The organism is Paraburkholderia sp. BL6669N2 (genome assembly GCF_003387275.1).
Lineage (GTDB): Bacteria > Pseudomonadota > Gammaproteobacteria > Burkholderiales > Burkholderiaceae > Paraburkholderia.
This window is the reverse complement of record NZ_QUNA01000003.1, coordinates 1-14,685: the sequence shown is the minus strand read 5'-3', so window position 1 is coordinate 14,685 and position 14,685 is coordinate 1. Positions and strand designations below refer to the sequence as shown.

At 60.5% G+C, this 14,685-nt stretch carries 12 protein-coding genes and 2 pseudogenes; 5 read left to right on the top strand and 9 right to left on the bottom strand.

Going from position 1 to position 14,685, the window contains the following annotated elements; all coding sequences use genetic code 11:
* Genes B0G80_RS43880 through B0G80_RS43850 form a run of 7 tightly spaced genes read right to left on the bottom strand, consistent with a single transcriptional unit; the run spans nt 1 to nt 6,056 of the window.
* Complete coding sequence (locus tag B0G80_RS43880; RefSeq protein WP_116123981.1) at nt 1-561, bottom strand: toxin co-regulated pilus biosynthesis Q family protein; 561 nt, start codon at nt 559-561, stop codon at nt 1-3.
* Nucleotides 558-992: a lytic transglycosylase domain-containing protein gene (locus B0G80_RS43875; protein WP_116123980.1), complete on the bottom strand. Its 435-nt coding sequence runs from the start codon at nt 990-992 to the stop codon at nt 558-560. Before B0G80_RS43875 ends, B0G80_RS43880 begins: the two co-directional genes overlap by 4 nt.
* Nucleotides 989-2,296, bottom strand: a complete 1,308-nt coding sequence (locus tag B0G80_RS43870) for a TrbG/VirB9 family P-type conjugative transfer protein (RefSeq protein WP_116123979.1) — start codon at nt 2,294-2,296, stop codon at nt 989-991. The genes B0G80_RS43875 and B0G80_RS43870 overlap by 4 nt, the downstream gene beginning before the upstream one ends.
* Nucleotides 2,293-3,099 carry a transglycosylase SLT domain-containing protein gene (locus B0G80_RS43865; RefSeq protein WP_116124157.1) on the bottom strand — a complete coding sequence of 269 codons (807 nt, stop codon included), beginning with the start codon at nt 3,097-3,099 and terminating at the stop codon, nt 2,293-2,295. Before B0G80_RS43865 ends, B0G80_RS43870 begins: the two co-directional genes overlap by 4 nt.
* On the bottom strand, nt 3,092-4,381 hold the full coding sequence (locus B0G80_RS43860) for a TrbI/VirB10 family protein (RefSeq protein WP_116123978.1): 1,290 nt from the start codon (nt 4,379-4,381) through the stop codon (nt 3,092-3,094). Before B0G80_RS43860 ends, B0G80_RS43865 begins: the two co-directional genes overlap by 8 nt.
* An 8-nt stretch (nt 4,382-4,389) precedes the next feature.
* A complete protein-coding gene (locus tag B0G80_RS43855) occupies nt 4,390-5,265 on the bottom strand; it encodes a TrbG/VirB9 family P-type conjugative transfer protein (protein WP_116123977.1) in 876 nt (291 codons plus the stop codon).
* Nucleotides 5,262-6,056, bottom strand: coding sequence for a type IV secretion system protein (locus B0G80_RS43850; RefSeq protein ID WP_258879278.1), 795 nt, complete (start codon nt 6,054-6,056; stop codon nt 5,262-5,264). The genes B0G80_RS43855 and B0G80_RS43850 overlap by 4 nt, the downstream gene beginning before the upstream one ends.
* Between B0G80_RS43850 and istA the strand changes: the two genes are divergently transcribed.
* Together istA and B0G80_RS43840 are read left to right on the top strand one after the other, a co-directional pair.
* Nucleotides 6,030-7,523 (top strand): IS21 family transposase, encoded by a 1,494-nt coding sequence (gene istA / locus B0G80_RS43845; protein ID WP_116120046.1) that lies wholly within the window; start codon nt 6,030-6,032, stop codon nt 7,521-7,523. The genes B0G80_RS43850 and istA overlap by 27 nt on opposite strands.
* Nucleotides 7,520-7,876 (top strand): ATP-binding protein, encoded by a 357-nt coding sequence (locus B0G80_RS43840; RefSeq protein WP_309568775.1) that lies wholly within the window; start codon nt 7,520-7,522, stop codon nt 7,874-7,876. The genes istA and B0G80_RS43840 overlap by 4 nt, the downstream gene beginning before the upstream one ends.
* 16 nt (nt 7,877-7,892) lie before the next feature.
* Here the strand turns inward: B0G80_RS43840 and B0G80_RS46570 are convergent, their stop codons facing one another.
* A complete protein-coding gene (locus B0G80_RS46570) occupies nt 7,893-8,618 on the bottom strand; it encodes a helix-turn-helix domain-containing protein (RefSeq protein WP_220377537.1) in 726 nt (241 codons plus the stop codon).
* A 1,791-nt stretch (nt 8,619-10,409) separates the two neighbouring features.
* Here B0G80_RS46570 and B0G80_RS48410 point away from each other — a divergent pair.
* The 3 genes and pseudogenes from B0G80_RS48410 (at nt 10,410) to B0G80_RS43820 (ending at nt 13,146) form a co-directional block, all read left to right on the top strand.
* On the top strand, nt 10,410-10,673 hold the full coding sequence (locus tag B0G80_RS48410; protein WP_408969529.1) for an ATP-binding protein: 264 nt from the start codon (nt 10,410-10,412) through the stop codon (nt 10,671-10,673).
* Nucleotides 10,625-10,915, top strand: coding sequence for an ATP-binding protein (locus tag B0G80_RS48405; protein WP_408969584.1), 291 nt, complete (start codon nt 10,625-10,627; stop codon nt 10,913-10,915). Before B0G80_RS48410 ends, B0G80_RS48405 begins: the two co-directional genes overlap by 49 nt.
* Nucleotides 10,916-11,879: 964 nt before the next feature.
* A pseudogene (locus tag B0G80_RS43820) lies at nt 11,880-13,146 on the top strand (IS256 family transposase).
* A gap of 281 nt (nt 13,147-13,427) precedes the next feature.
* Here the strand turns inward: B0G80_RS43820 and B0G80_RS43815 are convergent.
* Nucleotides 13,428-14,685 (bottom strand): annotated as a pseudogene (locus B0G80_RS43815) (replication initiation protein); the annotation flags it as partial.

Genomic DNA, 14,685 nt, shown 5'->3' with positions numbered 1-14,685 from the left:
TTACTCCTGACAGTTGGCCGCGCGTGCCACGACGCGGATGACGTTGTTCGAATGACGGCAGATGCGGGTTGGCACGCGCATGTGGTTCGTTGCTTTCATGACCTGAACAAGCACTGACGTGAAGTCGCCCGTAAACGTTGCGTTGAATTCGAGCGGCAGGTCATCGTCGACCTTCCACGCGAGTTGCCAGCCCTGGGTCTGCAACCAGCGGTCGAGGGCGTTGCGCAGATTGCGATCCGATGGCGACACGGAAAATGTCAGCGCACCGCCGGAAGCCGCTGTCGCTGTCGGCAAAACAACCGGTGCCACGGCCATCGACGGCGGGGCGGCAGTGAGGGGCGAGGTCGAAGCGCCGGCAGCGACAACGGGCGGCTCGCCGGACACATTGGCGGCCGGAACACTGGACAGAACCTGCCAGCCGTCACCAGCGGGCGCGCCGACGCGCGACTGACCCGGGCCGTTCGCCGCGCTCGTCCATCCGGGTCCGGCCAGCAGGAGCATGACTGCGAGAACGCGCGTGATTACGCACACCGGGTCATTACGTTCGATGGTCACATTCATTGTTGTTGCCCCAGCCGCTGCAGGCGGCGATAAATGGCGTTCGCGTAGATCAGCTGCTTCTGTGTCGAGACCGCGTTATAGGCACCGACGGCCTTCCATGTAGGCCCAAACTGCCGGATGTTCGATGCAAGAATCCACGTGCCGACGTAGCCGTTCACACACGCGTTGAAAAGATCCTGACGGTGGATTCCGTAACGCGCGAGTCGCGGAAGCCACGATGAATTGATCTGCATCAGGCCGATGTCTTCGGTACCGTTGCTGTTCAGGTTCACTGCGTTCGCACGCATCCCCGATTCGTGCTGTGCAATCGCATGGACAAGCTGCGTACTCACATGCCGGTACGCGGCAGCGTCGTCGAGGCAGTCAGCGTGCGCGAGCGGCCCGCACAGTGCAGGAGCGGCAGCAACGAGGACAGGAATCACGCGCATCATGATTTCGCCACCGCAGCCGTGGCGGACGCTGTCGCCGGAGCGCCCGCAGCGGGACGCTCGAAATACTTCACGTCGTGACGGCGCGTGACATTGACGGTGGTGCCATCGGCCGTCACGATGAACTGGTCGGCCGTGCCGTTGAACATGTAGTAGCGGCCCTTCTGCTCACCGGAGCCCAGGTGTTTGACGTCGCTCACATGCACCTGGACGACGGAGTCGGCGAACTTGAAGAACGTCTGGCCGTCGCGGTCGAACACCGCCTCAAGATGCGCTGCGCTCGCCGCATCAAAGTCGTACACCGTACCCGCTGACCGGCCCACCTGGACCGTGCGCGTACCATCGGAAACGAGCATGCGTCCGGCGCGCTCGACCGTCACTACTTGAGCACCGTCGTCCCATTTCGGATGCAGCGACCGACCCTCCGGCGTCCTGAACGTCAGTTCGGTTGCAGGCTTTGCCGCGAACCGGATCTGGGTGTGCGTGTCGTCGCCATCGCGGATCGCCTGTGCGCCGAAGTACTGCGCGAGCATTGAGGGTTGCGGCGCAGGTACGACTGAGCCGCCTGCCGCGCCTTCCCTGGCTGCAACCATTTGCCCGATCGCATCTGCTGGCGGTTTCTGGCCAGCCGCGTAATTGAGCGCGCCGGACTTGGGCGCTTCACGATGCAATCTGACATGACGCGCCGTGAAATCGACGTCGGCGTAGAGGCCGCTTTGCGCCATCAGGCGATCAAGTGCCTGCATCCAGTTCTCGCCGGCCCGGGTAGCGAAACCAGTGCTTTCGGTCAGATCCACATCTTTCTGCGCAGCGCCAGTCCAACCTTGCGGTACCAACGCCTTGACGATCGTCGCGACGGGCATCGAGCCGTTCAGTACACGCACCGGCTCAAGCGACCCGTGCGAGCCGATCAGCACAAGTCGATTCGTGAAGCCGTCGAACGCAGCCGGCTGGTCGTCACGCAACGCTGCGAGTGGTCCGCGTGCGCCGGCGCCGATAAAGGCGTTTGCTTTGGTCCAACGCGCGCTGGCCGAGCGACCAGCCACCGTGTACGTGATCGTTTCGGGTGTACCGTCGACGACAACATACGGCCCTTCCTGATGACCGCCCGCGGCAGTGATGACCTGGCCGGCGCGCGGCTGGATGTATGTCTTGGATCCATCGTTGAAGATGAGCGCGGGGCGCTCGGCAATGCCACCGGCGATCTCGTAATCGAAGTCAAACGGGTCGGTGTTTGCAGCGTGCGACGCGATCGCCACCGAGAGCGCGGCACACGCGAAGGCTATGCGGGAAACGGTGTGCTTCATAGTCCGGCCTGGATCTGATTGAGGTGTCGAGCGAAGCGCGCGAGATACGCCTGGCCCGGAACCGGATTGGCGCTGTGGTAGTAGGCGATTGCCTTTGCAACCGAATGCGTCTTGCTGTAGTTCTCGTTGAGGATGTCTTCAGCAACGCGAATGCTCGTCGCAGGCGCGAGGGCATCCCACGGCGAGGCGAATCGCCGGGCGTGGTATCCCCAATTTATTTGCATGATCCCCACGTCGAAGTCGCTGCGGCCGTGCGCGATCAACGACATCACCACGCGATAGGCGTCTTCGCGTGTTTTGAAGAAAAAGCCTCGCCCGGCAATATTCAACGTCCACGGCCAAGCCCGACCATTGAGTCCCGATTCGTTCAGCGCGATACCCGCGAGGACCTTCGGATCGACACTGCTGTGCATGATTTCGAACGGCGCGACCGCGCCCGCGCACGCCCAACCTCCGCGTCTCTCCGTGCTAGCTGCCTGTGCTTCTTCATCAAGCGTCGGAGGCTGGAGCCAGCCTTTGCTCACGAGCAACCGGGCCAGCGAAACCCCGCGCGCATCCACCGCCACGGTGATCCCGGTCTCCGGATTGCTCCCGACCGGCTGACCAACGAGGTGCGCCGCCCACGATTCGAAGGCCTGAAGCCCGCAATAGAACACCGGCTTGCCATCGATCGCCGCAATTGTCCGCGCTGTGCCGTTGGCGAGCACAACGCTGGTCGGGCTAATGACCTCTTCAATCGTTGCGGCATGCGCGACCGGAAGGAACACCGCGATCAGCAAGCCAAGAGCAGATCGCTTACTGATCACGGTACGGCTCCATGTAAATGTCGCGATTGACCTTCAACATGAAACGGCGCTCACCCGGCTCGTCGGTGATCGTCGGCGGGATGTTCTTGTAGCGGTCGAGCACGGACTGCGCGGTTGTCGCAGCGACCTGTCCCGCCGTACTGCCGACCTGCGTGACGCCAAGCGGCCCCGTCGTTGTGGAGGTGTCACCGCCGTCAAACTTGCGCAGCAGGACCGCGACGAGGAACGATGTCCCAAAGATCTTCAGGAAGTGATTGTTGACGTCGCCGGAAAAGCCCGCTTTCCCATCGGCATCGGCGCCCTGCGCGCCGAACAGCGGCACGTGCTTGCCGTTCGGCAGACGCATCTCGGTAGCGGCGACGAGAATGCTTTCCTGGCCAGGCTGAATGTCGGAACTGTAGGGGGCGGTAATCATGCTCCCCTTCGGAATCATCAGGCAGTCGCCACGGATGCTGTCGTAGACGTCCTTTTCGACGACCAGCGCAGCCGTGCCGGGCCGGTCCGAATTCAGCCCTTCGATTGACAGCACCGGGATGTGATGCGGGGGCGACAGGACGCAGCCGTGCGCCTGCCCGACAAAACCGGTACGCGCGAAGTCCTGACCGTCTCCGGACTGAGTCGCGGCATTCCTGATGAAGGCGCCGTCGTGGTTCTGACTCGAGTAGGCGCGCGCACCCTGTTGTCCACCAACGCCAGCAGCCGACAGCGCAGCTGCCACCCGGTCACCTACCGAGCCGGCTGCCGCCTGCTGCGCCGCGGCCTGTTGTGCGGCGACCTGCGCAGGGGTGAGGATCCCCGGGATCTGCGGTGCCTGCTGGGGGCCGGTGTCCTTGACCTTCAGGCCAGCGCGGAATATCGGCGAGGCGAAGACCGCGTCTGAGTCGGCCTGCGACTTCGCCTGCTCCGTGTGCTGATCGCCGAGAAACGTATCGGCGTTCAGCGCCGGTGATGCGCCAGTGCCTCCGGCCGGTTGCGATCGCGGCGCCGCAGCCCGAGCTTCCGACGCTGCCTGGCGGCGAGCCGCAGCCATCTGGTCGTCGATGGTCTTGTTCAGATCCTGGGTGTTGTTCGACTTGTCGACAATCTCGGCCTGCTTGGCCTTCTTCTGGAGTTTCGCTTCCTCCTCGGCCTTGTTGCCTTCCTGCACCTGATAATAGAAGCCGAGCGCGCCGATAACAACGGCCACCACCACGCCTGCACTGATCAGCACATTGCGCGGCGACTTGCCCTTCACGATCGTCGCCCGGTCGCTATCCGGTTGTCCGTTCTGGTTGGCCATAACTCAGCTCAAAATCCGAACAGGCCCGGACGCCCGCGCTTGATGGTCACTTCCTCGTTCGGCGCGCGCAGCACGATTTCCTTCGCCATTTCCTGAATGACGATGTATTGCCCGCGGCGGATGAAGTTCGGGCTGACGACATCACCGTGATCCTTCACGATCGGAACGCAAAACGGGGCGTCGGCTGGCAGGCGCAGCCAGACAGACTTGCCATCGTCAAACACTGTTTCAGGCCGAAACGACGCGGAGCCAGAAACGGTGTAATCGAAGTTCAGCTTGTCCGGAGACACGCCAATGGGACCGGAATCGTTAGTTGAGCTTTGTCCGTCACGTGACTCATAGCCGGCCTCTTCGCGCGCACGCACCTTTGCCATCAAGGAGCCCGGGTAATTGAAGCGGACGGTCTGATAGAACAATCCGCCCATCGGCGACGAGACAAGCGTCATATCGTATTCGCGCAGGTTCGTCGTCAGGTGCAACGTGTTGACGAGGCCGGGTTTGATCGGCTTCACGAATACATGGTTGCCTCCGTCGGTGTCGACGATCCATTGCACCGAGTCGCCCATCGCTGGGTCCGTGGTCAGCCGCTCACCGGGCGCGAGTTCGATGGTCGTGTTCTTCAACGGCGCGGTCATGATCCGGTAGATCTGATCCCGGCTGTACGGGAACACCGCCATACGCGCATCACCGGGCATCGTGACCGGATCGGTGCCAGCGTTGTAGGGATTAACTGGGCTCATCGGATCGCTCATGGCGTTCGCGATATCGAACGACGCACCCGACGGCGCGCCGCTTTTTCTCGCGGCACTGGCGGACTGACACATAGCGCCAAGGCACAGCGCGGCGGCCACCAGTGAGACAAGCGTTCGGCTGGCGTTCATCATTGGGTCTTCTGCATGGAGAACAACGGATAGAAGAGCCCGAACGGATTGCGGCCGAGAGCGTCTTCGGCAGTGGGCGGGACGATCTGATAGCGGAAAGTCAGCGCGTATTTCTGCACGACCGGCTTGTCCGTTGGTGATTGCGTCGTGCTGGTTGTGAACTCAACGACCGCCGTCGAGTCCTCAAGCAATGCGACGTTGAAGACGCGTGGCTCCCGCACGAGCTTGGGGTTGAGCGTGATAGCCTGAAACGGAGCGTCGGCCTTGATCCAGTCGGCGAACTGGTTACGCGCATTGCCGACCATCATGGCCTTGACGGCATTGATGTTTCGCGCCATACGCGAAGCCTGGATATCGTCTGTCAGTACTGGCTCAATCGTGAACCAGCTCTCTACTGTCTCTTTCAACGCGGTACGGATCGCCTGGTCATCCGGCTTATAGGCCGTCAACTGTCTGACAACCGCATGGCCGTTAGCGTCGGAAGACACACCGTAAGCTTTAACCACGGACGGCGGCGGATTCCGGGTGTACACCGCCCCACCGGCAACGAAGAGCAGAAAGAAGGCGAATAGCTTCCAGTGATTCGCTTCAGTGCGCAGACGCGCGTGGGCGGCGACAATTATCTCGGCCGGTCGTTGACGATTGGTTTGGCCGGTGGTGAGGGGTCGCAGGCGGCGTAGCCGCCGGAGACGACGAACCACCGGCGGCGCCGCGTCGGCGGGGCAATAGGATGGCTGATCGATTCCTAAAGAAGAAGCGATCAGCTCATGTCTGGAACCCGCATTACCGACCAACAGGTTCGCCTTTACATGAACAAGCGCAAACACCATCCGCAGGAAGTCGCGGCCGCCAAGGCTGGAATAAGCGTGCGTAGCGCACGCCGCATCGAGCGTGACGCGACTCTGCCATCCCAGAAGCCCCGGCGGTCCTGGCGCACCCGTCCCGACCCGTTCGCCGATGTTTGGGACAGCGAGATCATGCCGCTACTGCGTAACGCCCCCCATCTGATGGGCATCACAATCCTGCGCAAGCTGCAGGAGGATCACCCGGAGCGCTATCCCGACGGCATGCGCCGCACGCTGGAGCGGCGCATTCATCAATGGCGGGCACTTGAAGGCCCCAGTCAGGAGATCTTCTTCCCCCAGGAGCATCAGCCCGGCGTGCGCGGGCTGTCGGACTTCACCGATATGAGCAAGCTGTGCGTGACGATTGGCGGCGCACCGTTCGAGCACCGGCTGTATCACTTCGTGCTGGCGTTCTCACGCTGGGAGTACGCCTGCGTGGTGGAGGGCGGTGAGAGTTTCGAGGCCCTCGCAACCGGATTGCAGAACGCCCTGTGGCAGGCGGGAGGTTGCCCGCGCGAGCATCGCACCGACAGCCTGTCGGCCGCCTTCAAGAACCTGAGCGAGAAGGAGGACTTCACGACCCGTTACAAGGCGCTGCTCGATCACTACGACATGCAGGGCACGCGCAACAATCGCGGTCTGGGTCATGAGAACGGGAGTGTCGAATCCTCGCACCGGTATCTGAAGGATGCGGTCGATCAGGCCTTGATGCTTCGTGGCCATCGCGACTTCGCTGATCGTGCCGCCTACGATGAATTCATCCGCGAGCAGGTGATGCGTCGAAACCGGCGCAACGCAGCCGCGTTCCGTATCGAGCGCCAGCAGCTTCAGGATCTGCCGGAGTACCGTACCACCGACTTCGTCGAGGAGGAGGCTCCTGTGACCCGCTGCAGCACGTTCACGGTGCGCGGCATCCTCTACAGTGCGCCGTCGCGCCTGATTGGTCACCGGCTAAAGGTGCGCGTCTACGGCGACCGGCTCGACTGCTACCTGTCTGGCGTGCTGGTGCACAGCACCGCACGGGGCTCCCGTGCCCACGACAACCGTCACGCGCTTGATTACCGCCACTTCATTGGCTCCCTGAAGCGCAAACCGCAGGCATTCAAGGGGCTCGCGTTTCGTGACGCACTGTTCCCGCGCGAGGCCTACCGCCGGACCTGGGAACAACTCGACGCCCGCCTGTCGCAACGCGAAGCATGCAAGACGATGGTTGGCCTGCTTGAACTCGCCGGCCTGCACGGCGTGGAGGCCGTACTGGCCGGACAGCTTGACGTATTGCTGGAAGCCGGCAAGCTGCCCGATCTCAAGGCGCTGCGTGAGCAGTACGCACCCCGTGAGGCCTCGTGTCCTGAGGTGGAGGTTCAGATGCCGCCCGTTGCCGTCTATGACGAACTGCTCGAGGAGATGGCAGCATGAACGCGCCCGCACATGATGGTGGCCGCCTGGCCCTGATGCTCAACGAGCTGCGCTTGCCAACGATCGGCAGGTTGTGGCCCGAGTTCGCCGAGCGCTCGGATAAGGAAGGCTGGCAGGCCACGCGACTGCTTGGCGCACTGCTTGAGCACGAGCTGGCTGAGCGCGCCAAACGACGCATCGAGCGGCACCGCACCGAGTCGCAGATGGACCCGACCAAGACGCTCGCCACCTTCGACTTCAGCGCCGTGCCAATGGTGTCGAAGGCCCATGTCACGGCGCTGGCCACTGGCGAGTCATGGCTGGAGAAAGGCGCCACGGTCCTTCTGTTCGGGCCACCCGGACACGAGACATAATGCTCACCTCCCTATGTTATTGAAGATCAATGGATAGTTGATTCGGGTCAGCTGATTGCGGACCCTCGATGGCACTTCTTGCTGTGATAAACGTTTCGACATCGACGCGCCGTAAAATCCACGGTGCGCCAAGACACGCCTGCGTGGCAGGCAATCGCTTGATGCGGATCAGCCGGAAGACGGTCGGTGTACTGATGCCTAATAGCGCCGCGACTTCCGTCACATTCAGCTCATTGCGCTCTTGCCGCTCTCCCTCGCGATAAGCGGCTATCGCATGGTCTTTGCGCAAGATACAAATTCGCGCCGCTGTCCATGAAAGCCCTTTCGCCGTGCGTTTGCCTAAACGATTAACGACAGCAGCGATGCCTTGGTCTGCAAGCGTTCTCGCCAAGGCTCGAACGATGTCGATCGTTTCGACGTCAGTGGCCCAGCGATGTTGACCGGTCCGGTTCGTTTCAAATTCGAGCTCGGTGTGATCGCCCCCTTGCCAGTGTAGGAGCGCCCGGATGGTGTGGTCCTGCTTGGTGACGACAATCTCTTTGAGCACGGTGCGCAAGATACGTTTCTTGATCTCGATGGCACTGGCAGGGTGATTCCACAACCTGGGCAGGTCAGTTCCTAATCTCATGAGCTCGTCGCGCGCGGTGGCGCTGAGTGAGTCTGCAGGCTGCTCGCGCAGCGCATCCAGTTCGCACTGCCGCTGCGCTTGTGTTTGCCAACGCGTCGTTCCACCGACGCTCAAGCTCGGAGGCTACCAGCCGGTTATCGGGATCGATCGCATCGTACTGCCGACGCGCCCGAGCAGCTTCATAACGTGCCTGTTCGAGCGCCAGTTCCTTGTGCCGGACTCGCTCATCCTCACTCAGGCGCTTGCGCTCAATGGCGTCCAGCGATGCGCGAATGCCCAATGGTTCAAGTCGGTGTAGAACTTCCCTCAGCGACGCGTTGGTCTACGCGCACCGCACCGAACGAGATGCAGCGGTGGGCCGCCATGATTGATCATGCTGCCCTGACAGCTTATAGCGGGCCGATGGTCGCCCTTGGTGCCTGAATACGCGACGTGCAGTTTGCGACCGCAATGGCCGCAGCGGATGAGACCGGCCAACAGCAAAACCGCCGCGTTTGACCGCACCCCCGAACCATGTTGCCCTTCATGTTGGCGTTGTCGGTGATCAATTTGCGATTGCTCCTCGTACTCGTCCCAGCTAATGTATCCCGCGTGGTGTTCGACGATCAAGACCTGCCATTTCTTCGCGATTGACGTGGGTGCCGCTGTACAGCCGCTTGCGACCGCTCTCAATGCGCACAATCGTCTTTGGTCTTGCCGAATGCGTATGCCCCGCCGTAGGTTGGGATTCGTCAGGACATTGCCACAGGGTGTTATAGACCGGTAGTTTCCAGACAATATAACGGCCCTCCGGGCCATAGCTTGCCGCCGGTAGCTCAATGCGCTCCTGTCGAAACCAGATTAAAACCTGCCTCAACTACCAAAACTCGCGAAAACTTCCGAAACACCAGATCGAGCGCTTCACGAATACGTAGATCCGGATCCTTCTCGATGCGGTTGTTCGGAAACACGCATGTAGCCAATCGGTGCGGTCATGAACAACTCCCCCGCGCTTGGCCTTCTGATCCAGCGCGGCTTGGAGCGTTGACGAAACGTCGAGAGTTCCATCTCGGATAACGTGCCCTTCATGCCAGCAGCAGGCGGTCGTTAGGCTCGCGCGGATCATATACACCATCTTCATCCACCAGGATCGGTTCCGACGAAGCCGACAGAATTCGAGGCAACGTGTGCAGTCACGCCCGTTGCGCGCGAGCCGGGACGCTTCGATACAGAAATACTGCGCCACCGCGCCGCTCCCAAAGGGCGGCCAGCAAGCGCTCGAAGCCGGGCCCGATGGATACCCGAGCCCGAGGCGGCCCCAGGTCGTCATCGATGACGTCACCTCAGGCCAGCCGAGCACGCGGGCACGATCGGCGAGTCCATACTGACGTAACTGGCTCTCACGATTATGCTGCACTTGGTCCACGGTCGACTGACGAACGATAACATAGGCGAGGCGCGGAGAGATGCTCAGCGCGGATCTTGTTCATCGCGCACCTCCACTCGATTGCATCGATCACCGACTGCATCAACAGTGTCAACTGCGCCACTACGTCCGCTAACCACCTCTGCGGGCGAGGTCCTTCCTCGCTGCTCCCCTCGAACAGATCGTGCTGCACCATCAACTGTTGCGGCATCACACGTATCCCCTGTGCGTTGACAACACTGAAGAAGATAAGCGGCGCTGACCAGGCGTTGAAGTTCGATCAACGCCCCGATGCGGTAATTCCGGCTTGCACAACGATAGAACATTGCGAGTTGCTGCTTCGCCGGTCATCCACGGCGGAAGATGAGCGCGAGTTGCCATCGGGTTGCATGATGATCAGGTACGACTCGCCTCGATAGCGATTCATTCCAATGACATTAACGCGCTCGCCGAAGCGCGGGTGAAACGGATAGCGGACAACGACATCGTCGCAATGATTGATGGGCAGTGTGTTGCAGGTTCGCCTGGGGTCCGGGAAAAGCCATCTAGGTTCGGCCATCGGGCACGGCCCTGATCGACGTCGGATACCGCGTGCTGTTCACGCGCACCAGCGAAACTCGTCCAAGAAGCTGCAGGCGGCACGCCAGAGCCTGCAGTTGCCTTCTGCGCTGGCCAAGCTCGACCGCTTCGATCTCATCGTCCTTGATGACCTGTCATACGCGCGCAAGGACCAGGCCGAGACCAGCGTGCTGTTTCGAAACTGATTGCCGAGAGGTACGAGCGTAAAAGTCTTCTGATAACGGCCAATCAACCGTTCTCGGGCTGGAATGACGTGTTCCCTGACCCCGGCATGACGGTCGCGCCCATCGACCGGCTCGTGCATCACTTCGACGATCTTCGAACTGAATGTGGAAAGCTTATCCGCCGTCGAAAAGGCCAGCGACAACAGAGCGCGCGCCGGCGACAACTACCCGACGACAATACGATGGAGGCGCGACAACTATGAATTAGCCATCGACAACTACACCCGTTGACCGGCCAAAATAGTTGTCGCTGACCGGCCGCGGCTGCTTGACGCTGTCTACGCGCGCCCATATCGAAGATGATTCCCTCTGGGTCCTCTTCGGAATATTCCACCTGGCGCTGTCGAGAGCGCTATCTGTTTTTTATGCGGAATAAAGATGACGGTCGATCATTTGTGCCGACTCAATTGAATCAGCGTCGGGCAGGAAGGAAATCATGCAAAAGAGACGCGAATTTCGAGCGCTTTATAGACGTATCACTTGGCTACGATTTGGGGGGGAGCCGGCTAACGGCCTTAATGTCGAAAGCTTCACAAAAAAGCCCTGCCTTTCACCTCTTGAAATCGACGGCCGCCGACATCCAATGACGCGACGGAGCCACAACAGGTCGAAGGTTTTCGTTCAGGAGGTCCCGCTCTGGCGCCTAGGACGTGAGCCGGCTCACGGTCTTTATTGCCAAACGGTAATATCCCCGGCATGAACTTTCGATTTACATCGATATTGTCAATTATTGCAAAAAGGAACTCTAGCGACGTCTCGATGCTCTGCGCGAATGCGGCAACGCGCGCAAAGGGTCTGCAAAGCTCGGACGTAACAACAGCTTCGCAGTTCGACGAGGGCATTTTCCGCCGGGAATCGTTAATCGACGATGACTGAAGTCCGGACGACCTTGCGTTCGGCTCACGTGAATCCAGCCGTGGGCTGAATGGCACACCCGCTTCTTTCTGCGTTGGGGTCGACTATCGAAGGAATTCGCGGACAACCAAAACTCCCTGCGCACTCGACATTCTTTTGTGCCACGTCGATTTACGTGGTGTGTTCTATGAAGGTGGCGGTCGACCCAAGCTCGACGCACACCGGTCGGCCGGTCCATGAAGGCACTTATCTTCATAGCCGGTTCGTCGACGAGATCAGGACCTATCCGTAATTTCGTGGGCGGGGCATATCATGAGGGAGCAAGGTCATGGATATGCCGATGAAAAGAAACGCACCGTCGCGTCTCAGGCAGCGGCCGCGGGCCGCTGCCTGAACTGCCTGAAGCGCTGCTGGATGAACTGGTGAAGGGTCCGATGACGCCCGCCGAGGTTCCAGGACCTGATGCTGGCGTTCAACAAGGCGCTCCATCGAACGCGCGATGGGCGCCGAAATGAACATGCATCTGGGCTACCGGCCCGGCCAGCCCAAGCCTGCTGAGCAGACCAATGAACGCAACGGCGCCAGCGGCAAGACACTCATCACCGAGCGTGGCCCCGTGCGGGTCGATCTGCGCGCGACCGTGAGGCCGCTTCGAAGCCGATCCTGCATTCCCTGGCACGAGCCGCCGTTTCACGGGCTTCGACGAACGCATCATTGCCATGTACGCACGCGGCATGAGCGTGCGCGAGATCCAGGCGTTTCTCTGGCCGAAAGCTATGGCACCGAGGTCTCGCCCGACTTCATCAGTTCGGTCACCGATGAGGTGATGGCCGAAACGCTTGCCTGGCAAAGCCGTCCACTTGAGCCGATGTATCCGGTGGGTGTCTTCGACGCGCTGCGCGTGAAGATCCGTGGCGACGGTGTGGTGAGCAATAAGGCGGTGTATCTGGCGCTGGGCATTCAGGCCGACGGTCAGCGCGCGACGTGCCCGGCCTGTGGATCGAGCAGACCGAAGGTGCGAAGTTCTGGCTGAAGGTGTTCAATGAACTGAAGACCCGGGCTGCCAGGACATCCTGATCGCGGTGGTCGACGGCCTGAAGGGGCTGACCGCGGCGATCGGCACGGCGTACCCGCGCACGGCCGTGCAGACCTGCATCGTGCACCTGATCCGCAACAGCCTGGAATACGCCAGCTACAAGGACCGCAAAGGCGTCGCCGCAGCGCTGCGTCCGTCTATGCCGCCGCGAACGAACAGGCCGCGCAGCAGGCCCTGGAGGCCTTTGCCGAAGGGCCATGGGGCGCGAAGTATCCGACCATCGTGCAGTCGTGGCGACGGGCCTGGGAGAACGTCACACACGTTCTTCGTGTTTCCGCCCGACATACGCCGTGTCGTCTACACCACGGATGAAATCGACAAGACCCGCGGCCACTTCCCAACGACGAGGCCGCCATCAAGCTACTGTGGCTGGCATTGCGCAACGTGCTGGCGAAGTCTGTACGGGCGGCATTCGACTGGTCCTCCGCCATGAACCAGTTCGCTATTCTGTTTGGTGAGCGTTTTACCAACGCACGCGGGTAACTCCGCTAACCGCCTCGCACACAAAAATGCGGACAGGTTCGTGTAGCCAGAGGCGGCTTCCACTCCTCAATACAACCTCATACGAAGGAGGACAACCACTCCGCAAACCCATACACTTATCCACAACCGGTCCTTCTTTAGGCCGTCTCCACCCCGGCTCAAAGCTCGATAGGCGCGGTGGCTCAAAGTTCATCCGACGCGGACATTCCCAAGGCCGCCGGTGATTCAAAAAGCTCGCGACAGTGAACCGCTTAGAAACACGCAGGTGCTCATGCTGAGACTCACGCCGATGCGCGAGACGAATTCATGCGCCCGAATACGAATTGCCCCAAGTACCAAACCAGTTCCGTATTCGCGACGACATCCTCTTCCGCTACAGTCGCGGCCTCGAGCTTCATACGACGCAGCATCAGCTTGCCCTCCCGCGACGCAACCCATGCGCGGACCAGTTCCTTGCGGGTTTTGGCGTCCGCCGCGTTGAAGTGTTCGCGGCCCTTACGCGACTCCTCGTTCATACGTGCTCGGACTTCTTCTTCGCGCGAAGCGATGCTGCGTGCAACCGAACTCTGGATTTCGGTTTTTATGACATCCGCGCAGTTTCTTCGGTAAGTAGCTTCGCCTGAACCTCGACCATCTTCCGCTCGGCTTCAGACATTCCAGTTATCGCGTAGGGCTCGCATCAGGTAGCCGGCGGGACTTCTTTTTATCTGTCACGATTGAGTTTGAATCGCGTGTATTCGACGGCCTGCTGGATGTGTGCATCGGTCCAGACTTCGCGGTTCTCGGAAATCTCGCTGAACTGATTGGTAGACAGGTTGAATTCTTCTTTGAGAATTTTGTACAAGTGGCTGGCGTCAGCCAAGCTGGCCAGCGCAGCGTCGCGGTATCCTTGCGCTTCAGCAGGAACCTTATGCGGTCGATTTTCTTCGACGTGCTGGACTCGGTCCTAGTCTCATAGGACAGTTCGATGTCCGACACCTCATTTATTTCACGCACGGCGGGTTCTAGCCAGTCGCGCTTGAAGTATTTGAAGATGGCGGCGTTCGCTCCCATTTTGCCGGGCCAGTTGCGCATGTCTTCCAGCGGTACCCATTCCGTTCGGCCATTTGGACACTAGGAAGGACTTGGTCATAGATCGCGCGCGCTAGGCTGCGTGTGAAAGCCGTCGATATACGCAAGCTCAACCAGTGGGATTTTTTTGGGTCACGGATTTGTGGGACTAGGCGAGGGTGCACGTCGAATCGAATGCGCCCCCTGTGGAAGCCGACCATGCCCATCAACTGGACTGATACCCACAGATCGTTTTCGTTCGGGTCCGATCGATCGGTGTATCGGTAATCTGGATTTTCGCGTCCTGAGCTTCTTCCGCGATAGTGCGCAAGTGCTTTGAGATTGCGGCTGTCATAGCGCATCAACCACTTGAAGTAGTTCAGCTCAACGTCGTACTGGTCTCTTGATTCCTGTTCCTGCGCGACAATGAAATACGCGGCGTCAAGGAATCGCCGCGCGGCAGCCCCATGTTAACTACTTGAGTGAAGA

Excerpts from the sequence above, each read along its gene's own strand:
- B0G80_RS43880 (WP_116123981.1), bottom strand. The coding sequence starts at position 561 with ATGAATGTGACCATCGAACGTAATGACCCGGTGTGCGTAATCACGCGC.
- B0G80_RS43875 (WP_116123980.1), bottom strand. The coding sequence starts at position 992 with ATGATGCGCGTGATTCCTGTCCTCGTTGCTGCCGCTCCTGCACTGTGC.
- B0G80_RS43870 (WP_116123979.1), bottom strand. The coding sequence starts at position 2,296 with ATGAAGCACACCGTTTCCCGCATAGCCTTCGCGTGTGCCGCGCTCTCG.
- B0G80_RS43860 (WP_116123978.1), bottom strand. The coding sequence starts at position 4,381 with ATGGCCAACCAGAACGGACAACCGGATAGCGACCGGGCGACGATCGTG.
- B0G80_RS43855 (WP_116123977.1), bottom strand. The coding sequence starts at position 5,265 with ATGATGAACGCCAGCCGAACGCTTGTCTCACTGGTGGCCGCCGCGCTG.
- istA (WP_116120046.1), top strand. The coding sequence starts at position 6,030 with ATGTCTGGAACCCGCATTACCGACCAACAGGTTCGCCTTTACATGAAC.
- B0G80_RS43840 (WP_309568775.1), top strand. The coding sequence starts at position 7,520 with ATGAACGCGCCCGCACATGATGGTGGCCGCCTGGCCCTGATGCTCAAC.
- B0G80_RS48410 (WP_408969529.1), top strand. The coding sequence starts at position 10,410 with ATGGGCAGTGTGTTGCAGGTTCGCCTGGGGTCCGGGAAAAGCCATCTA.